The organism is Sphingosinicella humi (genome assembly GCF_003129465.1).
GTDB lineage: Bacteria > Pseudomonadota > Alphaproteobacteria > Sphingomonadales > Sphingomonadaceae > Allosphingosinicella > Allosphingosinicella humi.
In genome coordinates this window covers 107,446-129,567 of the sequence record NZ_QFFF01000001.1, presented here as the reverse complement: position 1 = coordinate 129,567, position 22,122 = coordinate 107,446, and the positions used below count along the sequence as shown (strand labels likewise).

At 66.9% G+C, this 22,122-nt stretch carries 18 protein-coding genes; 15 read left to right on the top strand and 3 right to left on the bottom strand.

The genetic code is table 11. From position 1 onward, the window contains the following. Positions 1–188: 188 nt before the first annotated feature. A complete protein-coding gene (locus tag DF286_RS00665) occupies positions 189–653 on the bottom strand; it encodes an AAC(3)-I family aminoglycoside N-acetyltransferase (protein WP_109271901.1) in 465 nt (154 codons plus the stop codon). Positions 654–725: 72 nt separating this feature from the next. Then, entirely contained in the window at positions 726–1,916 is a 1,191-nt protein-coding gene (locus DF286_RS00660; RefSeq protein ID WP_109269684.1) for an acetyl-CoA C-acyltransferase, read from the bottom strand. A 190-nt stretch (positions 1,917–2,106) separates the two neighbouring features. On the opposite strand from DF286_RS00660, the gene DF286_RS00655 reads away from it, so the two are divergent. From DF286_RS00655 to DF286_RS00600, 11 genes are all read left to right on the top strand, one after another. After that, positions 2,107–3,258 carry an isovaleryl-CoA dehydrogenase gene (locus tag DF286_RS00655; RefSeq protein ID WP_109269683.1) on the top strand — a complete coding sequence of 384 codons (1,152 nt, stop codon included), beginning with the start codon at positions 2,107–2,109 and terminating at the stop codon, positions 3,256–3,258. Between the two features lie 121 nt (positions 3,259–3,379). Then, a complete protein-coding gene (locus DF286_RS00650) occupies positions 3,380–3,634 on the top strand; it encodes a hypothetical protein (RefSeq protein ID WP_109269682.1) in 255 nt (84 codons plus the stop codon). 97 nt (positions 3,635–3,731) lie between these two features. Continuing rightward, the gene (locus DF286_RS00645) at positions 3,732–5,327 is read left to right on the top strand and encodes a carboxyl transferase domain-containing protein (protein WP_109269681.1); all 1,596 of its coding nucleotides are present in this window, start codon (positions 3,732–3,734) and stop codon (positions 5,325–5,327) included. Beyond that, positions 5,327–5,911 carry an endonuclease domain-containing protein gene (locus tag DF286_RS00640; protein ID WP_341533221.1) on the top strand — a complete coding sequence of 195 codons (585 nt, stop codon included), beginning with the start codon at positions 5,327–5,329 and terminating at the stop codon, positions 5,909–5,911. The genes DF286_RS00645 and DF286_RS00640 overlap by 1 nt, the downstream gene beginning before the upstream one ends. After that, a complete protein-coding gene (locus DF286_RS00635; protein ID WP_109269679.1) occupies positions 5,908–7,797 on the top strand; it encodes an acetyl/propionyl/methylcrotonyl-CoA carboxylase subunit alpha in 1,890 nt (629 codons plus the stop codon). The genes DF286_RS00640 and DF286_RS00635 overlap by 4 nt, the downstream gene beginning before the upstream one ends. A 205-nt stretch (positions 7,798–8,002) precedes the next feature. After that, positions 8,003–8,455, top strand: a complete 453-nt coding sequence (locus tag DF286_RS00630) for a MaoC family dehydratase (RefSeq protein WP_109269678.1) — start codon at positions 8,003–8,005, stop codon at positions 8,453–8,455. A gap of 103 nt (positions 8,456–8,558) precedes the next feature. Then, a complete protein-coding gene (locus tag DF286_RS00625; protein WP_109269677.1) occupies positions 8,559–9,407 on the top strand; it encodes an HpcH/HpaI aldolase/citrate lyase family protein in 849 nt (282 codons plus the stop codon). Then, positions 9,404–10,147: a prepilin peptidase gene (locus DF286_RS00620; protein ID WP_109269676.1), complete on the top strand. Its 744-nt coding sequence runs from the start codon at positions 9,404–9,406 to the stop codon at positions 10,145–10,147. Before DF286_RS00625 ends, DF286_RS00620 begins: the two co-directional genes overlap by 4 nt. 43 nt (positions 10,148–10,190) lie before the next feature. After that, positions 10,191–10,970, top strand: coding sequence for a PDZ domain-containing protein (locus tag DF286_RS00615; RefSeq protein ID WP_109269675.1), 780 nt, complete (start codon positions 10,191–10,193; stop codon positions 10,968–10,970). 200 nt (positions 10,971–11,170) lie between these two features. Further along, complete coding sequence (locus tag DF286_RS00605; protein ID WP_158274579.1) at positions 11,171–12,697, top strand: hypothetical protein; 1,527 nt, start codon at positions 11,171–11,173, stop codon at positions 12,695–12,697. A gap of 70 nt (positions 12,698–12,767) precedes the next feature. Further along, the gene (locus DF286_RS00600; RefSeq protein ID WP_109269672.1) at positions 12,768–15,473 is read left to right on the top strand and encodes a TonB-dependent receptor domain-containing protein; all 2,706 of its coding nucleotides are present in this window, start codon (positions 12,768–12,770) and stop codon (positions 15,471–15,473) included. Between the two features lie 150 nt (positions 15,474–15,623). Here DF286_RS00600 and DF286_RS00595 read toward each other — a convergent pair whose 3' ends face one another. Next, positions 15,624–16,241 carry a prolyl hydroxylase family protein gene (locus tag DF286_RS00595; RefSeq protein WP_109269671.1) on the bottom strand — a complete coding sequence of 206 codons (618 nt, stop codon included), beginning with the start codon at positions 16,239–16,241 and terminating at the stop codon, positions 15,624–15,626. 122 nt (positions 16,242–16,363) lie between these two features. On the opposite strand from DF286_RS00595, the gene DF286_RS00590 reads away from it, so the two are divergent. Genes DF286_RS00590 through gspF form a run of 4 tightly spaced genes read left to right on the top strand, consistent with a single transcriptional unit; the run spans position 16,364 to position 22,050 of the window. Next, positions 16,364–17,173, top strand: coding sequence for a type II secretion system protein N (locus DF286_RS00590; protein ID WP_109269670.1), 810 nt, complete (start codon positions 16,364–16,366; stop codon positions 17,171–17,173). Further along, positions 17,170–19,287 (top strand): type II secretion system secretin GspD, encoded by a 2,118-nt coding sequence (gspD, locus tag DF286_RS00585; RefSeq protein ID WP_109269669.1) that lies wholly within the window; start codon positions 17,170–17,172, stop codon positions 19,285–19,287. The genes DF286_RS00590 and gspD overlap by 4 nt, the downstream gene beginning before the upstream one ends. Then, entirely contained in the window at positions 19,284–20,834 is a 1,551-nt protein-coding gene (gene gspE / locus DF286_RS00580) for a type II secretion system ATPase GspE (RefSeq protein WP_109269668.1), read from the top strand. The genes gspD and gspE overlap by 4 nt, the downstream gene beginning before the upstream one ends. Beyond that, complete coding sequence (gspF, locus tag DF286_RS00575; RefSeq protein ID WP_109269667.1) at positions 20,827–22,050, top strand: type II secretion system inner membrane protein GspF; 1,224 nt, start codon at positions 20,827–20,829, stop codon at positions 22,048–22,050. The genes gspE and gspF overlap by 8 nt, the downstream gene beginning before the upstream one ends. The last annotated feature ends 72 nt before the right edge of the window (positions 22,051–22,122 follow it).

The following is a 22,122-nucleotide window of genomic DNA, read 5'->3' as shown; positions in this document are numbered from 1 at the left end:
ATTGAACTTGTTCGGTCGATGAACGGGTGGTCGTCATCGCGAGGAGCGGAGCGACGCGGCATCCAGTCCTGCCGCAGAGGCCGTACTGGATTGCTTCGCTACGCTCGCAATGACGGAGGGAACCACTGGATGGTAGGTGCGACGTGAACGAGACTAGTGGGCTGGCTCTTGCGGGCAGCCAAGAGTCTTTACGGCTGCCGTGCTGGCACCGGGATGTCGAAGTGCATGACGTCCTCGCGGGTGCCGAGCTTGGTGTAGAGGGCGACGGCGGGATCGTCGCCATAATCGGCCTGGACGTAGATGACCCAGGCGCCGCGCTGGGCGGCGACCTTCTGGAGTTCGGCGATGAGGGCGGTCGCGATGCCGCGGCGGCGATGGGCGGCGTCGACGGCGAGATCGTAGATATAGATCTCGGAGCGTTCCCGCTCGAACTTGTCGAGGACGTAGGCGGCGAGGCCGCCCAGCACTTGGTCGCCCTCGAAGGCCGCGAGGGCGACGAAGGTGTCGCGTTGCAGGAGCCGCGCGAGGTAGGCGGGGCGGGGGCGGCGCTCGTCGTAGCTCGCGGGGTCTTCGAAGACATCGCCGAACAGAGTGAGGAGGGCGTCGAAGGCGGGGAGGTCGTCTGACGACAGCTGGCGGACTTTGTAGATCATGCGCTGTTCCGCCTTCGGCGGCCCCTCCACCGCACTTCGTGCGGTCCCCCTCCTCGTTCCGGGGAGGGTCTTTTAGATCAACTCCACCGCCATAGCGGTGGCTTCGCCGCCGCCGATGCAGAGGCTGGCGATGCCGCGTTTGCCGCCGGTGCGTTCGAGGGCCGATATGAGGGTGGCGAGGATGCGGGCGCCGGAGGCTCCGATCGGGTGGCCCATGGCGGTGGCGCCGCCGTGGATGTTGACCTTGTCGTGCGGGATGCCGAGGTCCTTCATCGCGAACATGGTGACGCAGGCGAAGGCCTCGTTGATCTCGAACAGGTCGACGTCGCCGATCTTCCAGCCGGTCTTTTCCAGCAGCCGCTCGATGGCGCCGATCGGGGCGGTGGTGAACTGGGCCGGCTCGCGGGCGTGAGCCGTGTGGGCAACGATGCGGGCGACGGGCTTCAGGCCCTTGGCCTCGGCGGTCGAGGCGCGGGTCATGACCAGGGCGGCGGCGCCGTCGGAGATGCTCGACGCGTTGGCGGCGGTGATGGTGCCGTCCTTGGAGAAAGCGGGGCGCAAGGCCGGGATCTTGGAGGCGTCGCCCTTCAGCGGCTGCTCGTCCTTGTCCACCGTCTCGGCGCCCTTGCGGGTCTTCACCTCGACGGCGACGATCTCCTTGTCGAACCAGCCGCTCTTCTGTGCGGTCTGGGCGCGGGTGAGGGATTCGATGGCATATTCGTCCTGCGCCGCCCTCGTCAGCTGATACTCGCCGGCGGTGGCTTCCGCGAAAGTGCCCATGGCGCGGCCAGGCTCGTAGGCGTCTTCGAGGCCGTCGAGCATCATGTGGTCGTAGACGGTGTCGTGGCCGATGCGGGCGCCGGCGCGGTGCTTCTTCAGGAGATAGGGGGCGTTGGACATCGACTCCATGCCGCCCGCGACGATGATGTCGGCGCTGCCGGCCGCCAGGCTGTCGGCGGCCATCATCGCCGCCTTCATGCCCGAGCCGCACATCTTGTTGATGGTGACGGCTTCGGTGGATTTGGGAAGGCCGGCGCCGAGCGCGGCCTGGCGCGCCGGGGCCTGGCCGAGACCGGCGGGGAGGACGCAGCCCATGTAGCAGCGCTCGACGTCTTGCGCGGAGACGCCGGCGCGCTCGACCGCAGCGCGGACGGCGGTGGCGCCCAATTCGGTGGCGGTGGCGCCGGCAAGGCTGCCCTGGAAGCCGCCCATCGGCGTGCGGGCGTAGGAGAGGATGACGATCGGGTCGGCGGTGGCGGTCATGGTGTGGTCGAACTCCTAGGCATCGTTCGTCCCGAGCGTAGTCGAGGGGCGTTGGCACTGAGTCATCACGGGCGCCCCTCGACTACGCTCGGGACGAACGAGAAAGTTGTGCGCTGCACATAGTCTCGCGCGGCCGCTTGTTCAAATCGGCGGGGCTCTGCTAGGGCCGAGGCCGAACAGGAGACCAGACATGTCCGAATTCGGGCTCGATTTCGCGCTCGGCGAGATGGCCGATACCATCCGCGAGACTACCCGCCGCTTCGCCGCCGACAGGATCGCGCCGCTGGCCGCGAAGATCGACGAGGAGGACTGGTTCCCCAAGGAGCTGTGGCCGGAGATGGGGGCGCTGGGGCTTCATGGCATCACGGTCGACGAAGCGGATGGCGGTCTCGGACTTGGCTATCTGGAGCATGTCGTCGCGCAGGAGGAAGTGGCGCGGGCCTCGGCCTCGATCGGCCTCAGCTACGGCGCGCATTCGAACCTCTGCGTCAACCAGATACGGCGGTGGGCCAATGCCGAGCAGAAGGCGAAATATCTGCCCAAGCTGATCTCGGGCGAGCATGTCGGGGCGCTCGCGATGAGCGAGGCGGGGGCCGGATCGGACGTAGTCGGCATGAAGCTTCGCGCCGATCGGAAGGGCGATCGCTACCTCCTCAACGGCAGCAAATTCTGGATCACCAACGCGGCCTATGCCGACACGCTGGTCGTCTATGCCAAGACCGGCGAGGGGAGCCGGGGCATCACCACCTTCATCATCGAGAAGGACATGCCCGGCTTCTCTACGGGTCAGAAGCTCGACAAGATGGGCATGCGCGGCTCGCCGACGGGGGAGCTGGTCTTCAACGACTGCGAGGTGCCGGAAGAGAATGTGATGGGGCCGGAAAATGGCGGCGTCGGGGTGCTGATGTCCGGGCTCGATTATGAGCGCACGGTGCTCGCCGGCATCCAGCTCGGCATCATGCAGGCGTGCCTGGACGTCGTCATTCCCTATGTGCGGGAGCGCAAGCAGTTCGGGCAGCCGATCGGCAGCTTCCAGCTGATGCAGGCCAAGATCGCGGACATGTACGTCGCGCTGAATTCGGCCCGGGCCTATGTCTATGCGGTGGCCAGGGCGTGCGATGCGGGCAAGACCACGCGGTTCGACGCGGCGGGCGCCATTCTGCTGGCGAGCGAGAATGCGGTGCGGACGAGCCTGGAGGCGATCCAGGCCTTGGGCGGTGCCGGATATACGAAGGACTGGCCGGTGGAGCGTTATGCCCGTGACGCCAAGCTGCTCGATATCGGCGCGGGGACGAACGAGATCAGGCGGATGCTGATCGGGCGGGAATTGATCGGCGCATGATGGGCACTCTCTCCCGTCATTCCCGCGAAAGCGGGAATCCCGCTTCACTTCCGCCCCGACGCCGAAAAAGAAAAAGCGGGATCCCCGCTTTCGCGGGGATGACGAAGAGAGGGGCGGTCCAATGATCCCCGCGCTCGAATGGTTCGCCACGATCGGCGGGATCGTCGCGGCGTTCATGATCTCGCTCGATTTCGGGCGGCGGGTGACGGGCTGGGGGTTCGTGCTGTTCGCCTTCGCCAGCCTGGCCTGGGTCGGCTATGGGCTGATGGACGAGGAAGGGGGGCTCTTGACGCAGAATATCGTGCTGTTCGGGATCAACCTGCTCGGCATCTACCGTTACCTCATCCGCAAGCGGCCGGTGGAGATGTCGGCATGAAGGTGTTTCTGCCGTCATTGCGAGCGCAGCGAGGCCCAGTGCGGCGGCTGGATTGCTTCGTCGCTACGCTCGTCGCTATGACGAGGGGGGAGCGCCAGTGACGCAGATCACGTCCAAGATCGACGAGGGCTCCGACACCTTCCGCCGCTATGCCGTGCACAACCGGGTCCTGGCCGACGACCTGCGGGCGCGGGTGGCGGAGGCGGCGCTGGGCGGGGCGGAGAAGCATCGCGAGCGGCATGTGGCGCGGGGCAAGCTGCTGCCGCGAGACCGCGTGGCGCGGCTGCTCGATCCGGGGTCGCCCTTCCTGGAGATCGGGCAACTCGCCGCCTGCGACATGTACAAGGGCGAGGTACCGGGCGCGGGGATGATCGCGGGGATCGGCCGCGTTTCCGGGCGCGAGGCGATGATCGTCTGCAACGACGCCACCGTCAAAGGCGGCACTTACTATCCGATGACGGTGAAGAAGCATCTGCGCGCGCAGGAGATCGCGCTGCAGAACCGGTTGCCGTCCATCTACCTGGTTGATTCCGGCGGCGCCAATTTGCCGCACCAGGCCGAGGTGTTTCCGGACCGCGAGCATTTCGGGCGCATCTTCTACAACCAGGCGCAGATGTCGGCGGAGGGGCTGGCCCAGATCGCCTGCGTGATGGGAAGCTGCACGGCGGGCGGCGCCTATGTTCCGGCCATGTCCGACGAGACGGTGATCGTGAAGAACCAGGGCACGATCTTCCTCGCCGGCCCGCCGCTGGTGAAGGCGGCGACGGGCGAGGTCATTTCGGCGGAAGACCTGGGCGGCGGCGACCTCCATGCCCGCAAGTCCGGCGTCGTCGACCACCTCGCCGAGAATGACGATCATGCGCTGGCGATCGTCCGCGATATCGTGTCGCGATTGAACAGTGTGAAGGCCGTCGATCTCGACATCGCCGAGCCGGTGGAGCCGAAGCTCGATCCGGAGGAGCTTTACGGCATCATTCCCGACGATGTGCGCACCCCCTACGACGTGCACGAGGTGATCGGCCGCATCGTCGACGGCTCCGAGTTCCACGAGTTCAAGGCGCTCTATGGCACGACCCTGGTGTGCGGCTTCGCGCGCATCTGGGGCATGCCGGTCGCGATCCTGGCGAATAACGGCATCCTGTTCAGCGAGAGCGCCTTGAAGGGCGCGCATTTCATCGAGCTCGCCTGCCAGCGGCGGACGCCCCTGCTGTTCCTCCAGAACATCTCCGGCTTCATGGTCGGCGGCAAATATGAGGCGGAGGGGATCGCCAAGAACGGCGCCAAGCTGGTGACGGCGGTGGCGACGGCGCAGGTGCCGAAGATCACCGTGCTGATCGGCGGCAGCTTCGGCGCCGGCAATTACGGCATGTGCGGCCGGGCCTATTCGCCGAGGTTCCTCTTCACCTGGCCTAACAGCCGCATTTCCGTCATGGGCGGCGAGCAGGCCGCGAGCGTGCTGGCAACGGTTCACAAGGACGCTGAGAGCTGGACGCCGGAGGAGGCGGAGGCGTTCAAGGCGCCCATTCGGCAGCGCTACGAGGGTGAGGGTAACCCCTACCACGCCACCGCGCGGCTGTGGGATGACGGTATTATCGATCCTGTGCAGACGCGGGACGTGCTGGGGCTGGCGTTCGCGGCGACGCTGAACGCGCCGATCCCGGAGCGGGCCAATTTCGGCCTGTTCCGGATGTGATGGTGGAGTCGAGGCCTCAAAATCCTCCCCGGAACGGGGAGGGGGACCAGCCGAAGGCTGGTGGAGGGGCCGATGCTGACTCACAGGCCGCGCTCCGGCCCCACCACCACGCCGCTCCGCGTCGCGGTCCCCCTCCCCGTTCCGGGGAGGAACGGCGTCGCGTCAAGCACCGAACCGTCGGCGCTTCTGATGAGACGGTGAAGCGCGCACGTCAGTTGCGGAAGGAAATGAGCTTACCGGAAGTGCTGCTGTGGCGTGAGCTTCGGCAGCGGCCGGAGGGCTTCAAGTTTCGAAAGCAGTTTCCTCAGAATCCTTATGTGTTGGACTTCGCCTGTCTGGAGACGCGGCTCGGTATAGAGGTGGATGGCGAGGCGCATGATCGTGGCGATCGGCCGGCGAGGGACGAGAGACGGGACGCGTATTTGCAGGAGCTTGGATTCACAGTGATGCGTGTTCCCGCGCGTGAGGTGTTGAAGAATCTGGAGGGTGTGGTGCTTGGGATCGTCGAGCAGTGTCGTAGGCTTCGGCCCCTCCACCAGCCTTCGGCTGGTCCCCCTCCCCGTTCCGGGGAGGATTTTTCGTGATCCGCTCCCTCCTCATCGCTAACCGGGGCGAGATCGCATGCCGGATCATTCGCACCGCGCGCCGCCTCGACATTCGCACCATCGCCGTTTTCTCCGACGCGGACCGGCAGGCGCTGCATGTGCGGGAGGCGGATGAGGCGGTGCATATTGGGGCTTCGCCGGCGCGCGAGAGCTATCTGGTGGGGGAGAAGATACTCGTCGCCGCCAAGGCCGCGGGGGCGGCGGCGGTGCATCCGGGTTATGGGTTTCTGTCGGAGAATGCCGAGTTCGCCGAGGCGGTGATGGAGGCGGGGCTGGTCTGGGTGGGACCGAGCCCGGCGAGCATTCGGGCGATGGGGCTGAAGGATGCGGCCAAGAGGTTGATGGACGAGGCTGGTGTGCCGACGACGCCCGGCTATCTGGGCGACGATCAGGCGCCGGATCGGCTGAAGGCGGAGGCCGACGCGATCGGCTATCCGGTGCTGATCAAGGCCGTGGCGGGCGGCGGCGGCAAGGGGATGCGCAAGGTCAACGCCGCGTCCGAGTTCGCCGACATGCTGACGAGCTGCAAGCGCGAGGCGGCGGCGTCCTTCGGCGACGACAAGGTGCTGATCGAGAAATATATCGAACGCCCGCGCCATATCGAGGTGCAGGTGTTCGGGGACAGCCATGGCAATGTCGTCCACCTGTTCGAGCGCGACTGCTCCCTCCAGCGGCGCCACCAGAAGGTGATCGAGGAAGCGCCGGCGCCGGGCATGGACGAGGCGACACGCGCCGCCGTCTGCGAGGCGGCGGTGAAGGCGGCGCGGGCGGTCGATTATGTCGGCGCCGGGACGATCGAGTTCATCGCCGATGCCTCCCAAGGCCTCCGCGCCGACCGCATCTGGTTCATGGAGATGAACACGCGGCTCCAGGTCGAACATCCGGTGACCGAGGAGATTACCGGGCAGGACCTCGTTGAGTGGCAGCTTCGGGTGGCGAGCGGCGAGCCTCTGCCGAAGCGGCAGGAGGAGCTTTCGATCGACGGTTGGGCGATGGAGGCGCGGCTCTATGCCGAAGACCCGGCGCAGGAGTTTCTGCCCTCGACCGGGCGGCTCGACCATTTCGTGCTGGGGCGCGGCATTCGCGTCGATACGGGCGTCGAGGAAGGCGACCGGATCAGCCCCTATTACGACCCGATGATCGCCAAGCTGATCGCCCATGGCCGGACCCGGGATGAGGCCATCGAGGCATTGGTCGAAACGCTGGAGCAGGTCGAGGTCTGGCCGGTGAAGACCAATGCCGCCTTCCTGGCCCGCGCGGCGGCGGACGCCGATTTCCGGGCCGGGGAGGTGGACACCGCCTTCATTCCGGCGCGGCTCGACAGCCTGGTTCCCGACTCCATGCCGCCCGAAGGCGTCTGGAACATGGCGGCGGAAGCGGTGCTGGCGTCGGACTTCGGCGGGCCGTCGGATGCGGCCGATCCGTGGCGGGCGTTGCAGGGATTCAGGGCCAATGCCGAGGCGGATTGGCGGGTGGCGCTGCGCCATGGGGGCGAGACGCGGACGATCGCGGTTTCCGAGGATGCGGAGCTGGCCGGCGTCGCGACGGCGAGCGGGGACACGATGCTGGTGTTCGCGGAGGGCCAGGCTTTCGCCTTCAAGCTGCCCGGCGCGGGTGGGGGAGCAGCGGGCGGCGCGGCTTCGGATGGTTCGCTGCTGTCTCCGATGCCGGGGCGCGTGATCGCCGTTGATGCGCGGCAGGGGGACAAGGTCATGAAGGGCCAAAAGCTGGTGACCCTGGAAGCGATGAAGATGGAGCATAGCCTCGTCGCCCCCTTCGATGGCATTGTCGCGGAGCTGAATGCGGCCGAGGGCGCGCAGGTGACGGAGGGGACGATGCTGGTGCGGGTGGAGAAGGGGGAGTGATGGCACGGAGCGCAGCCTTCCCCCTCGATGGGGGAAGGATATGGAGCCTTAGTGAGCGAAGCGAGCTTAGGCGGAGTTGGATGGGGGTGAGCGAGGCGAAGCCTCGCGCGCTTGCGAGGCGAGCGCTTACCCCCCACCCAGCTGCGACTAGGCAGCAAGCTGCCAAGTCTTCGCAACCCTCCCCCACAAGGAGGGAGGGGCGATAATGCCTGGCCGCTATTTCGACGAATGGACCGTCGGCGATCGGCTGGAGCATCAGCCGCATCGCACGGTGACGGAGACGGACAACCTTCTCATCTCTACGCTCACCCACAATCCGCAGCCGCTGCATATCGACGCGGAATATGCGGGCGCGACCGAGTTTGGGCGGATCGTCGTCAACGGCACTTTCACCTTCGCGTTGATGGTGGGGCTGTCGGTGGGGGACACGACGTTGGGGACGCTGGTGGCCAATCTCGGCTACGACAAGGTGCGGATGCCCAAGCCGGTGTTCATCGGCGACACGCTCCGGGCGGAGACGGAGGTGATCGGCCTCAAGGATTCCAGTTCGCGGCCCGAGGCGGGGATCGTGACCTTCGAGCACCGGATGCTGAACCAGCGAGATGAAGTCGTCTGCGTCTGCGAGCGGACGGCCTTGATGCAGCGGAGGGCGGGGTGATCGGGTTTTCCGTCATTCCCGCGAAGGCGGGAATCCAAGCGGCTTCGGCGCCTGGCATGACCTTCGTCTGGATTCCCGCTTTCGCGGGAATGACGAACTAACGATGAGGCTCCGCTCGCTGCTCTTCGTGCCGGGCGATCGGCCGGATCGGATGGAGAAGGCGCTGGGCGCCGGCGCGGATGCCTTGATTCTGGACCTGGAGGACGCCGTCGCTCCCGAGCGGAAGGCGGAGGCGCGCGACGCGGTGCTCGCCTTTCTCGCCCGCGACCGAACTGTGCCCCTGTTCGTGCGGATCAATCCGCTGGATACCGAGCTTGCCAACGAAGACCTGATTGTCGTTCGTGAGAGGCCCGAGGGAATCGTTCTTCCGAAATGCGAAAGCTTCGAAGACGTGAGGCGGCTGGAGATGCGTCTCGACTTTGCAGGAGTCTTCTACGAACAGAATCCTCTGGTCCTTCCGATCGCGACCGAAACTCCGGCGGCGATTTTCGGGCTGGGTTCCTACGCCGAAGTGTCTGAGCGCCTCGCCGGCCTCACCTGGGGCGCGGAGGATTTGCCGGCTGCTATCGGCGCGGCGACGTCGCGCGAGGAGGATGGGCGCTATACGCCGCCTTACGAGCTTGCGCGCTCGCTCTGCCTGTTCGGCGCGGCGGCGGCGGGGGTGGCGCCGATCGAGACGGTCTATCCGGCCTTTCGTGACCTGGACGGGCTGGCCGCCTATGCCGCCCGGGCGCGGCGGGACGGCTTCACCGGCATGATGGCGATCCATCCGGCGCAGGTGGCGGTGATCAACGAGGCGTTCACGCCGTCCGAGGCCGAGATCGCCCATGCGCGCGCGGTCGTGGCGGCGTTCGAGGCGAATCCGGGCGCCGGGGCGCTGTCGCTCGACGGCCGGATGATCGACCGCCCCCATCTCGTCCAGGCGCGGCGCACGCTCGCCGCCGCGGATTGAGCCTTCTCCTGACGGCGCTCGCCGGGCTGGGGTTCGGCGCCATCGTCGGCAGCTTCCTGGCCGTCATCCTCATCCGCTGGCCGCAAGGGCGCTCGGTCCTCGGCGGCCGATCGAGCTGCGACAGCTGTGGAGAAGCGCTGGGGCCGGCTGAGCTCGTGCCGATCCTGTCCTACTATCTTCAGCGGGGACGCTGCCGCCGGTGCGGCGCCGCGATCGACTCTCGCCACGTCGCCGTCGAGATCGCCGCCGCCGCGATCGGCCTGGTCGCCACGCTGGCGCATCCGCTCCCGCTGGCCCTGGCAACGGCGCTGCTCGGCTGGTGGCTGCTGCTGATCGCGCTCATCGATCTCGAGCATCAGTGGCTGCCGGACAAGCTGACCCTGCCGCTGCTGCCGGCGGGCTGGGGCGTCGCCTGGATCGGCATGGGCCCCGCGCTCCAGGACCGGCTGATCGGCGCGGCCATCGGCTATCTGATCCTCTGGCTCGTCGCGGTGATCTACAAGCGCCTGAGGGGCTGGGAGGGCCTCGGCGGCGGCGATCCCAAGCTGCTGGCGGCGATCGGCGCCTGGCTGGGGTGGCAGCAGCTTCCCATCGTGCTGCTGGGAGCGGGGCTGCTCGGGCTTGCCGCCGTGCTGACCCAATGGCTGAGGGGCGAGAAGGTGACTGGGACCGACCGCCTGCCGCTCGGCACGCTGATGGCCATCGCCGCCTGGCCGATCTGGCTGCTGATCGCGCGCTGACGTCGGTCACCGGCCTGTCACAGGCGCGGCCTAGTCCGGCCCGATGGGACCGATCGCCACATGCCTTGCCGACCTCAATCCGCGCGAGCGCCGCTTCCTCGTCGCCGGCGCGGCGGCGCTGCTGGCTTTCCTCCTTTATCTGTTCGTGCCGACCGGCGGACCGACCTCGGCGCCAGAAGAGCCGAGAGACGAGTCGCCTCCGCCCGTACCGGCCTTTCATCAACCGTCTTCCGGAGCGGCACCGCCGGCGCCGCCCCCGCTCCCGCCTGCCGCATCCTTGTCCGGCCTCGTGCTGCGCGGCGTGCTGGGCGGCGGTCCGAGGGGCGGGACCGCGATCATCGGCTTTCCGGACGGCAGCCAGCGATCGGTCCCGGTCGGCCGGCAGGTCTTGCCGGGCGTCACGCTGAAGGCGGTCGCCTTGCGGCACGTCATCCTCGCCACGTCCGCAGGCGAGAGCCGCCTGGAGTTCGACAAGGCAGCACGAGAGATCGCCCCGACCGCGGTGGCGGCGGCGGCGAGCGAGGCGAACCCGGATCGGCGGCGGGAGACGCTGGAGTTCCGGACCGGCCTGATGCCGCTGAAGGAAGATGGCCGGATCAAGGGCTTCGCGATTCGCCCGGGCGCCCAACTCGCCATTTTTCAGCGGGCGGGGCTGAAGCCGGGCGACGTGATCGTCAGCATCAACGGCCAGGCCTTCAGGAGCGAGGAGAAGGTGCTGGAACTGTCGGCCGAACTCGCCAGCGCCCGCACGATCGAGATCGCCTTCATCCGCGCTGGCCGGAGGATGACTGGAAAGGTCGAGCAGAACAGCAGTCAGCGTTAAACATTGTTGCAGCGATGTTACGAATCGGCGTAAATAAGATTACGTTTGTGCTACGTAAGTAATAATCCATGATTATTGCAGTTGATTATGCGGCTGTAATATATCCATCACGGAACCTCCCTAGTTGGCCAACCAGAAGAACGGAGCGTCGAGTCCACGCTTCGTGTCTCGGCACTGGCTCCAGCAAGGGGGAAACTAGAATGTCTATTCTTCGTAAAGCTCTTCTCATCGGCACGGTCATTCCGCTCGCGGCCTGCGGTGCCGACGATGTGGCGTCACCCGGTGAAGGCGTGATCGTGACGCCGACTCCGACTCCGACGCCCACGCCGACTCCCACCCCGACCCCGACGCCCACTCCGACCCCGGGCGGCCCCGCCGCGGACTGCCCCGCCGGCACCGCCAATGTCGGCGTCATCAACGACCTTCGGAACTGCCAGATTTCGGGCACGATCACCGGCAATCGGACGATCGCGAACCTTCCCGGCGTGATCTACTCCCTCTCGGGCGCGGTCACGGTTGGCGTCGATGTCGGCGGCGACGGCAATGCGCCGGGCGGTCAGCAGGGCATCCTCACCATCGAGCCGGGCGTCGTCCTCTTCGGCTCGTCTGGTGCGGACTTCCTGCTCGTCAACCGCGGATCGCAGCTCTTCGCCGAAGGCACGGCGACGCAGCCGATCATCTTCACCAGCCGCCAGAATGTCGAAGGCACGGCGGGCGCCGACTCGATCGGCCAGTGGGGCGGGCTCGTCGTCCTCGGCCGCGCGCCGATCAGCGACTGCATCGGCAACGTGCCGGGCGGCAGCGTGGGCTGCCAGGGCGCCGTCGAAGGTACCTCGGGCGACGCTTTCTACGGCGGCGCCTCGCCGAACGACAATAGCGGCCGCATCCGTTACGTGCAGGTCCGCTATCCGGGCTTCGAAGTCTCGCCGGGCAACGAACTGAACGGCATCACCCTCGCGGGTGTCGGAGCCGGCACGACCATCGACCATGTCCAGGTCCACAACAGCTCGGACGACGGCATCGAATGGTTCGGCGGCACGGTGAACCAGAAGTATATCGTCGTCACCGGCGCTGACGATGACAGCATCGACACCGACACCGGCTTCAAGGGGGCGATCCAGTTCGCGCTCGTCGTCCAGCGGAGCACCGGCGGTGACCGGATCATCGAGGGCGACAGTTCGGGCAACGAAAACGCCACTCCACGTCAGGACACGGCGATCGCGAATGCGACCTTCGTCAGCGGCGGCGCGGCGGATAATCCGGACTCGCTCCTGCTTCGCGGCGGCATGGATTTCACGCTCCTCAACTCGGTCGTGACGGGCGCTCCCATCTGCCTCGACATCGACGGTAATGCGACGGTCCAGGCGGCCGACGCCGCGCTCGACGAGAAGGGGCCGCCGCGGTTTGAATCGGTGTTCCTCTCCTGCGCCGATCCGTTCCGCGATGACACGAGCGTCACCGCCGCCCAGATCGCAGCGATCTTCGGCGCCGGCACGAATAACGTGTCCGATGGCACCTCGACCCTCACTAGCGTCTTCATCAACGGCGCCAACGAGAATGCGGTGACGGCCTTCCAAGCCAGCTCGGTCCGGAGCTTCTTCGAGGACGTCGACTATATCGGCGCCGTCCGCGACCAGAACGACACCTGGTGGCAGGGTTGGACCTGCGGGCTGGGGACCAACTCCCCGTCCTGCACGGCGGCTCCGGTGCCGAGCACGGGCGCCTGATCCCTTCGCCGAACCTGCTTCGGGCGGCGGCTTCGGCCGCCGCCCCTCCTTTTATCCTGGAATATCGCTCATGAGGAATATCGCCGCCTTCGGGAGCCTGCTGCTCCTGTCCACCGCCCTCATCGCGCCGGCCGCGCTCGCCCAGACGGTCGACGCCGCACCCGAGCCCGCCGCGGAAGTTCCGCCGGTGGAGCCGGTCGAGGAAGAGATCGAGATATCGGGACCGGGTGCTCCGGCGGCTGCGGCCGACATCGTCGTCGTGGGGCGCAACATCCCCAATGCGATCCGCCGCACCCCGGAAGTCATCTCGGTCCTGTCGACGGCAGATATCGCGCGGACGGGCGAGGGCGACATCGCCGGCGCCCTCAAGCGGATCACCGGCCTCAGCGTCGTCGGCGGCCGTTTCGTCTATGTGCGCGGCCTCGGCGAGCGCTATTCGCTGGCGCTTCTCAACGGCTCGCCGCTGCCGTCGCCCGAGCCGCTGCGGCGGGTCGTGCCGCTCGACATCTTCCCGACGGACGTGATCGCCAGCTCGGTCGTGCAGAAGAGCTATTCGGTCAATTATCCGGGCGAGTTCGGCGGCGGCGTCGTCAACCTCACCACCAAGTCGATGCCGGACGAAGCCTTCCTCACCATCGGCGGCAGCCTCGGCTTCGACACCGAGACGACCGGCGAGCTCGGCTACACCTATTATGGCGGCGATACCGACTGGACCGGCTTCGACGACGGCACGCGCGACATTCCCGCCGGCCTCGCCGCGGCGATGGACAGCGGCAATCTGATCGTCATCGGCCCCAATTTCAGCGAGGAGCAGGTCAAGGGCTTCACCGCCAGCCTGGTGAATGCCCCCACCACGCTTATCCAGCGCAACAATGACATTCCAATCAACGGCAGCCTCAACGTCAGCGCCGGCAAGAGCTGGGACATCGGCTCCAGCCGCTTCGGCGTCATCGCGGCGGCGGGCTGGGACAATAAGTGGCAGACCAAGGGCGGGCTTCAGCAGCTCGCCGGCGGCATCGCGATCGGCGACGACGGCAGCGAGATACTGAAGCCGGACCAGGATTTCCGCTTCCTTTCGACCGAGAACCGAATCGTCGTGAACGGCCTGCTTGGCCTCGGCCTCGAGTTCGGCGAGCATGCGCTGCGCTGGACCAATCTCTATATTCGCGACACGATCAAGGAAGCGCGCATCCAGACCGGCACCGACCAGATCAACGTCGGCGACGACCTGCTCAACATCGGCAACACCGCCTGGTTCGAGCGGCAGCTGATCGACACCCAGCTGGTCGGCGAGTTCGACTGGGATCCGGTGAGCCTCGACATCCGCGGCACCTACGCCAACTCGCAGCGCGAGTCGCCGTACGAGCGGACGATCAGCTACCGTTTCAACAATGTTGCCAACGACTTCGTGAACGATCTTCGCTCCAACGGCGAATATGCGCGCATCGCTTTCAGCGACCTTAGCGACAATGTCTATTCGGGGTCGGCCGACCTCGCCTATGAGCTGCCGACGACGCGGGCGATCACGGCCTCGGCGGGCCTCTCCTACTTTAAGAACGATCGCTCGGCCGAACGGCGGGAGTTCCGCTACACGCCGCTCGACGCGCTGCCTTTCCTGGTGACGCAGCAGCGGCCGGACTATCTTCTGTCCGATTACAACGTCCACACCTGGGATATCGTCCTCACCGACGTCTCCAGCGCCGCCGGCGTCGCGGCCTATGAGGCCGATCTCGAGGTTTTCGGTGCCTATGCCCAGGTCGAGGCGGAACTGGTGCCGACCTTGCGGCTGCAAGCCGGCGTCCGCTTCGAAGACGGCAAGCAGAGCGTGACGCCGATCGACCTGTTCGGCCTGGGCGGCGCCAATGTCGTTCCGACCGAGGTCGAGAACAGCTATTGGCTGCCGGCGGCGACGCTCACCTGGAATTTCGCCGAGGACATGCAGTTCCGGCTGCACGCCTCCAAGACGATCGCCCGCCCGCAGTTCCGCGAGCTGGCGCCGCAGCAATATCTGGACACCGAGACGGACCGCACCTTCTTCGGCAACCAGTTCCTGACCGACAGCGAACTGTTCAACGCCGAGGCGCGCTACGAATATTATTTCGGACCTGACCAGCGCGTCAGCCTCGCCGGCTTCTACAAGAAGATCGACCGGCCGATCGAGGCGGTTGCGTTCGAGCAGGGCGGCACCTTCTTCACCACCTTCGCCAACGCGCCTGAGGCGACGCTGGTCGGCGGCGAGATCGAGGTGCAGAAATATGTGCCGCTCGACATGGTCTCGAGCAGCGATTTCTTCGCCGCCAGGCGGCTGGTGCTGATCGGCAACTACACCTTCACCGATTCCGACATAAAGGTGGGACCGAACGACACGACCATCCCGATCGGAAGCGGGGGCATGCCGGTGCAGGCGACCAATCTCTTCGCCGACGGATCGCGGCTGACCGGCCAGTCCAGGCATCTCGCCAACCTCCAGATCGGCCTCGAGAACCAGGACCGCCTGTCGCAGCAGACGCTGATGCTGACCTATGCCAGCCGGCGCGTCACCAATCGGGGGCCCTCGGGCCAGCCGGACCTGATCGAGGAGCCGGGGTTCCGCCTCGATTTCGTGGCTCGCGAAGGCATCCGACTGCTGGGCGCCGACATGGAGCTGAAGTTCGAGGCGCGGAACCTTCTCGGTGAGAATTACGAGGAGTATCAGACGCTCAACGGCAGCCGCATCGACACCAACAGCTACGATCTCGGCCGCGTGTTCAGCCTGGGTCTAGGTATGACGTTCTAAAGAAGAGGCCTGGGCGGCGCTCTTCCCTAGAGGCGCCGCCCAACCTGTTTGTGCCTACCGGTCATTTGCGAGCGTAGCGAAGCAATCCAGAGCTGCGGAGATGTCCATCTGGATTGCTTCGTCGCTTCGATCCTCGCAATGACGAGGACTTTAGCCCCAGGGCCGCTCCCGATACCATTTGGTCACGATATATTTCGTGCCGCTTCGCACCTTCATGCCGTGGTGGAGCGTGTTGGCGTTGACGCTTCCATCCGGCTTCAGATTGTTCCAGGCGAGGAGCTTGCCGGTCTCGGGCTGGATCGTCTTGCCGATCGTCTTGAAGCGGGTGGCGCCGCCGGCGGTGGGCTCGTTGAGGTAGATCATCACCGTCCAGGTGCGTTGCCCCGACACGGCGCAGTAGCGGAGGAAGTCGGCGCCGTTCGGCTCGAAATAATCGGTGTGCGCCTTGAACTCCTGGCCCTCGCCATAGCGCTGGCCCTGGACCGGTTCCCCGAGCCTCGGATCGAGGCCGGTGAAGGCGGCGATCTTCTCTTCCAACGCGGCGACGGCGGGGTGGCGCGAATCGAGGTCGCAGGTCTCGCTCGTCCGGAACAGGGCGTCGCCGCCGTCATCGGCTATGGTGGACGGGCGGCGCTCGGCATCGATGAGAGCAATGAGGCCGGCGCATTCGTCCGGACCGATGAAACCCTTCCTGATGAATAGATCGAGCTTGGGCGAGGGGACCTTCTGAATCCCTTCGGCGCGAGTCAGGCGATCGGCGGTCTGCATGGGTGCGGCATAAGCGACGTCGAGGTGATTTCCACCGAAATCGACGGATTCAATTTCCTGTCACAATTCCACAATCGCTGTGTCATGGTGGGCACCTAGGGGCCGAGGGGTGGAGTCATGGAATGCGTCTAGCTTTGGATCCGCGGGCCCGTCGCCTGTTGCGCCGGGTGCCGCGGAATACTGTTTACACGGCGATGGAGCTGCTGCTCCTGACGCTGCTCGCGATTCAGGGCGCGCGGCTCGTCTGGACCTTGGCGACCCCGGTCGGGCCGGTGGGCGAATGGACGGCAAAGAGCGCCCTCTCTCCGGCGGTTTCGTCGGACGCTTCGGGGCTCGGCGATTTCGATCCATTCTTCCGGCTGAGCGGCGATAGCGGCCCTATGGTTGTGACCTCCCTCGATTTGAAATTGTTCGGCGTGCGCGAGAACCGCGCCAGCGGACGTGGCTCGGCCATCATCGGCACACCCGACGGGCGGCAGCAAAGCTTCGAAGTCGGCGGGGAGATCGTGCCGGGCGTGACGCTCCAGTCGGTGGGCTTCGACGGCGTGGTCATCACCCGCGGCGGCACTGCCGAGCAGCTTTTTCTCGACCAGTCGCCGCCGGCGACGGTGGTGGCGCCGGATGGCAATGCGGTCTCCGAGATCGCGCCGGCGCCGCCCGTCGTCCCTCCCGCCGCCTCCCAGATGCGCTTCGCCCCTCGCATGGAGGGTGGAGAGGTCAGGGGCGTCGTCGTCCAGCCGGCGGGAAGCGGCGATGCTTTTCGGGCGGCCGGCTTCGCACCCGGCGACGTGATCCTGTCGGTCAACGGACGGTCGATCCGCTCCGCCGACGACGCACGTCGGCTCGCGGCCGAGATCGACGGGCGCGAGGCGATCCTTCAGGTCGATCGAGACGGCCGCCTGCTGTCGCTGCGCGTGGGGGCGGATCGATGAAGCGCCTTCGCATCGCGCTTGCCCTGGCGCTCGCCTCGGTTTCGGTGACGCCGGCCTGGTCGCAATATGTGCTGAACCTGCGCGAGGCCGATATCCGCGCCTTCATCGAGGACGCCGCGCGGGTGACGGGCCGCACCTTCATCATCGACTCCGCCGTGCAGGGAAAGGTGTCGGTGGTGACGCAGCGGCCGCTGTCGCGATCGGAATATTTCGAGCTGTTCCTGTCGACCCTGCGCGCCAATGGCCTGGTCGCGGTGCCGGGGCCGGGCGGGGCGCTGCGCATCCAGCCCGCCTCCACCGCCGCCAGCACCGCACAGGTCGGCAGGGCGACGAGCCCCAGCAGCTTCGTCACCGAGATCTTCCGCCTGAGGAACATCGACGCCGCGTCGGCGGCGGAGACGGTACGGCCGCTGGTGAGCAAGGAAGGCTCGGTCACGGCCAACCGCAACAGCCTGATCGTGGTCGACTTCGCGGACAATATCGCGCGCATCCGCCAGATACTGGCCGGCATCGACCGCGACACCGCGGCGACGCAGATGCTGACATTGGAAAATGCCGGCGCGCGCGAGATCGCCGAAGCCTTGTCGACGCTGGTTGCGGCCGGTGGCGAGGGCGGGGCGGCCGCCTCGGTCGTTCCCATCGACAGCTCCAACTCCATCGCCTTCCGCGGCGATGCGGCGACCGTCGCGCGGCTGATGGAGATGGCGCGTGAGCTCGATGAACGGGCGGCGAGCGGGACGGAGCTTCGCGTCATCTTCCTGGAACATGCCGATGCCGAGCAGCTGCTGCCGGTACTACAGCGCCTTCTGGGCCAGGCGTCCGGCCCCACGGCCGGCCCGGCGCCCGTCGCCAATGGCGATACCAATGCGCCCGCGCCGCAAGCCGCCTCGCTGTCGACCGGCGCCAGCGTGTTCGGGAACAAGGCGGCGGTCGTCACGCGCTTCGAGGGCGCCAACGCCATCGTCATCGCCGCGCCCAACGACGTGCAGCGCATGCTGGGCGAGGTCATCCGCCAACTGGACGTCCGCCGCGCCCAGGTGCTCGTCGAGGCGATCATCGTCGAGATTTCCGACACCGCCGCCAAGCAGCTCGGCGTGCAGCTGTTCCTTTCGGGGCTCAAGGGATCGAACATCCCGTTCGCCGTCACCAACTATTCGAACATCACGCCTAACATGAACGTGGTCGCCGGCGCGGTGATCGCCAACGAGCTGCGGCGCGACGACGATAAGGATGACGACGACGATGATTCGAACGGCCTCGGCGACCTCGCCGATGCGCTGACCGAAGCCGCAGTCGGCGAGATCGCGGGCTCGTCTGGCGCGCTCATCGGCGGGGCTTTTCGCAGCGGCAACGAGGTCTTTGGGGCGATCGTCAACGCGGTGCAGCGGGACAACAACTCCAACATATTGTCGACGCCGTCGATCATGACCCTGGACAATCAGGAAGCACGCATCCTGGTCGGCCAGGAGATACCGATCACCACCGGCGAGGCGCTGTCCGACAATTTCGACAATGCCTTCCGCACCGTGCAGCGCCAGGAGATCGGCATCGTCCTCGAAGTGAAGCCGCAGATCAACGCCGGCGGCGCGATCAAGCTCGACTTGCGCCAGGAGGTGAGTTCCATCGCAGGGCCGGTCTCGAACAATTTCAACGACCTCATCCTCAACAAGCGCGAGATCGAGACGACCATCACGGTCGACGACGGCGAGATCGTCGGCATCGGCGGCCTGCTCGACGACAATGAGCGGCGGACCCTGGAGAAGATCCCGTTCCTCGGCGACATTCCGCTGCTGGGCGAGCTATTCAAGTCGCGGGGACGCTCGCGCGCCAAGACCAACCTCATGGTCTTCATCCGGCCGACGATCATGCGCTCGGCGGACGACGCGCGCGCCATGACCGAGCGGCGATACGGCTATATTCGCGGCATGCAGTATCAGCGCAATCCGGACCGGGAGCCGAGCATCGATGAGCTGGTGCGCGACTATATGGGCGCGGTGCCGCCGAGGTCGCTCGCGCCGCCGCCGACTGATCCGCGCCTTTATGCGCCGGCGGTCGAGCCGGGGGACGCGGTCGTCGATCCCGTCCCCGTTCCGCAAAGCCAGGTGCCTCGATGAAGATCAGCCGCGGCGACAAGATACCCGACGAGGTGGGGGACCCAGCCGCGCCGCAAGAGGCGTCGCTGCCGCTCAACATCCCTTACGGCTTCGCCAAGCGGCATGGCGTGGCGCTGCTCGGCGAACAGGACGGGCATCTTTCGATCGTCATGCGCGAAGGGGCCGACCCGCGCACCCTGATCGAGGTTCGCCGCTTCCTCTCGCGACCGTTCGACGTCGAGTTCGCGGCGCCCGACAGGTTCGACCGCATCCTCTCCGAACGCTATGCGATGGACGGGCAGGCCGCCGCCGACGCAGCGGGGACGCTCGGCCTCGGCGACGAGCTCAGCCATCTCGCGACCGATCTCCCGACCGCCGACGACCTGCTCGACAGCGCCGACGACGCGCCCGCCATCCGGCTCATCAACGGCATCATCGCCGACGCCGCTCGGCAGGGCGTGTCGGACATCCATATCGAACCTTATGAATCCGGCCTCGTCGTGCGGATGCGGGTCGACGGCGTGCTGCGCGAGACTTTGCGCATGCCGCCCCATGTCGCGCCGGTGGTGGTGAGCCGCATCAAGGTGATGGCCCGACTCGACATCGCCGAGCGGCGGGTGCCGCAGGATGGGCGCATTGGCCTGACGCTCGGCGGCAAGCTGCTCGACGTGCGCGTCTCCACGCTGCCCAGCCGCGCCGGAGAGCGAGTGGTGCTGCGCATCCTCGACAAGGACAATGCCGGCATCGACCTGGACGTGCTCGGCATGCCGCCGGCCATCCATCAAATCTATCTGGACGCCTTGGCCGAGCCGAACGGGATCGTCCTCGTCACCGGTCCGACCGGCTCGGGCAAGACGACGAGCCTCTATGCCGGCCTGCGCCTCCTCAACGACGGCAGCCGCAACATCCTGACCGTCGAGGATCCGGTCGAATATGCGATCGAGGGCGTGGGCCAGACCCAGGTCAACGACAAGGTGGGCCTCAGCTTCGCCACCGGGCTGCGGGCCATCCTCCGCCAGGATCCCGACGTCGTGATGGTCGGCGAAATCCGCGACCGCGAGACGGCGGACATCGCCGTCCAGGCCTCGCTGACCGGCCATCTCGTGCTCTCCACGGTGCACACCAACGACGCGGTGGGCGCCATCACCCGCCTGCGCGACATGAAGATCGAGCCGTTCCTGCTCGCTTCCACCTTGCGTGCCGTCATCGCCCAGCGGCTGGTGCGGCGGCTCTGCCCCACTTGCCGCGAGCCGGTGCAGGCGAGTGGATCGGTGAGCGCCTTGCTCGGCTTCGATACCGGCACGGTCATCTACGAGGCGCGCGGCTGCTCCGAGTGCAACCACAGCGGCTACAAGGGACGGATCGGCGTCTTCGAGGCCGTGCGCATCGACGAGTCCATCCGTCGCCTGATCAACGCCAATGGCGACGAGGCGGTGATCGCCAACCATGCCTTTCGCAACGCGCCCAATCTCGGCTCCGCCGCGCGGGCGCTGGTCCGCGACGGGGTGACGACCGCCGAGGAAGCCGTCAGGATTTCGCGCCGGGGAGCCGAAGCCGAACATGTCTGACTATGACTATCTCGCGCTCGACACCGCCGGACGCGAACGGCGCGGGTCGGTGAAGGCCGCGACCGTCGAGGACGCCCGCGCCGCTCTTGGCGCGCGCAAGCTGTTCGTCGTGAAGCTGGAGCGGGGGACGGGCGCCGCGACGCCGCCTTTGCTGTCTCGCCGCGCGCTGCTCCGCAAGAAGCTCACGGCAAAGCAGCTGGCGCTCTTCACGCGGCAGCTGGCGACCCTGGTCCAGGTGAGCCCGCTCGAGGAGTCGCTGCGCACCATCGCCCGCCAGGCCGAGCAGGAGATGGTGCGCCGCGTGCTCGACAGCGTCCATGGCGGCGTCGTCGAAGGCCGCCGCCTGTCCGAGGCCATGGGCCGGGAGCGGACCAGCTTCCCGCCGCTCTATCGCGCCATGGTCTCGGCCGGCGAGAGCTCGGGCACCTTGCCGCAGATCCTCGAGCGGATGGCGGACCTGCTCGAACGGCAGGCCGAGGTCAGGGGAAAGGTGATGAGCGCGCTCGCCTATCCCGTCATCCTCGCCATCGTCGCCACCTTCGTCGTGTTCGCGCTGATGATCTTCGTCGTGCCCAAGGTGGTCGAGCAGTTCGAGGATGTGGGGCAGGCGCTGCCTTTGCTCACCCGCATCGTCATCGCCCTTTCCGAATTCCTCGGCAATTGGTGGTGGGCGCTGCTCCTCGCCCTCATCGGCGTCGGCCTGCTGATCGGGCGCGCGCTGCAGGACGAAGCGCTGCGGCTGCGCTTCGATCGCCGGCTGCTGCGCCTGCCGCTGATCGGCCGCCTCATCCGCGACCTGCACGCCGCCCGCATGGCGCGAACGCTCTCGACCATGGTCGGCAGCCGCCTGCCGCTGCTGGAAGGCCTGAAGCTCACGACGCAAACCGTCCACAACCGTGCGCTTCGGCAGGCGTCGGAGGAAATCACCGAGGCGATCCGCACCGGCGGCAGCCTGTCGGCCGCGCTGAAGCGCGCCGGCGTGTTCCCGCCGCTGCTCGTCTACCTGGCGGCGAGCGGCGAAGCGTCCGGCAAGCTCGACATCATGCTGGAACGCGCCGCCGACTATCTGGAGCGCGAGTTCGACAGCTTCACCAGCGCGGCGCTGTCGCTGCTGGAGCCCGCCATCATCGTCATCATGGGAGCGATCGTCGCGGTGATCGTGCTGGCGATCCTGCTCCCCATCCTGCAACTCGATACGCTCGCCTCCGGAGTTTGAAATGGTCCTGAACCGAATCCTTTCCCGTCATTCCCGCGGAAGCGGGAATCCATTCAGAGTCGGGGCAAGGCA

Excerpts from the sequence above, each read along its gene's own strand:
- DF286_RS00600 (WP_109269672.1), top strand. The coding sequence starts at position 12,768 with ATGAGGAATATCGCCGCCTTCGGGAGCCTGCTGCTCCTGTCCACCGCC.
- DF286_RS00665 (WP_109271901.1), bottom strand. The coding sequence starts at position 653 with ATGATCTACAAAGTCCGCCAGCTGTCGTCAGACGACCTCCCCGCCTTC.
- DF286_RS00625 (WP_109269677.1), top strand. The coding sequence starts at position 8,559 with ATGAGGCTCCGCTCGCTGCTCTTCGTGCCGGGCGATCGGCCGGATCGG.
- gspF (WP_109269667.1), top strand. The coding sequence starts at position 20,827 with ATGTCTGACTATGACTATCTCGCGCTCGACACCGCCGGACGCGAACGG.
- DF286_RS00615 (WP_109269675.1), top strand. The coding sequence starts at position 10,191 with ATGGGACCGATCGCCACATGCCTTGCCGACCTCAATCCGCGCGAGCGC.
- DF286_RS00595 (WP_109269671.1), bottom strand. The coding sequence starts at position 16,241 with ATGCAGACCGCCGATCGCCTGACTCGCGCCGAAGGGATTCAGAAGGTC.
- DF286_RS00590 (WP_109269670.1), top strand. The coding sequence starts at position 16,364 with ATGCGTCTAGCTTTGGATCCGCGGGCCCGTCGCCTGTTGCGCCGGGTG.
- gspE (WP_109269668.1), top strand. The coding sequence starts at position 19,284 with ATGAAGATCAGCCGCGGCGACAAGATACCCGACGAGGTGGGGGACCCA.
- DF286_RS00640 (WP_341533221.1), top strand. The coding sequence starts at position 5,327 with ATGGTGGAGTCGAGGCCTCAAAATCCTCCCCGGAACGGGGAGGGGGAC.
- DF286_RS00630 (WP_109269678.1), top strand. The coding sequence starts at position 8,003 with ATGCCTGGCCGCTATTTCGACGAATGGACCGTCGGCGATCGGCTGGAG.
- DF286_RS00650 (WP_109269682.1), top strand. The coding sequence starts at position 3,380 with ATGATCCCCGCGCTCGAATGGTTCGCCACGATCGGCGGGATCGTCGCG.
- DF286_RS00655 (WP_109269683.1), top strand. The coding sequence starts at position 2,107 with ATGTCCGAATTCGGGCTCGATTTCGCGCTCGGCGAGATGGCCGATACC.
- DF286_RS00605 (WP_158274579.1), top strand. The coding sequence starts at position 11,171 with ATGTCTATTCTTCGTAAAGCTCTTCTCATCGGCACGGTCATTCCGCTC.
- gspD (WP_109269669.1), top strand. The coding sequence starts at position 17,170 with ATGAAGCGCCTTCGCATCGCGCTTGCCCTGGCGCTCGCCTCGGTTTCG.
- DF286_RS00660 (WP_109269684.1), bottom strand. The coding sequence starts at position 1,916 with ATGACCGCCACCGCCGACCCGATCGTCATCCTCTCCTACGCCCGCACG.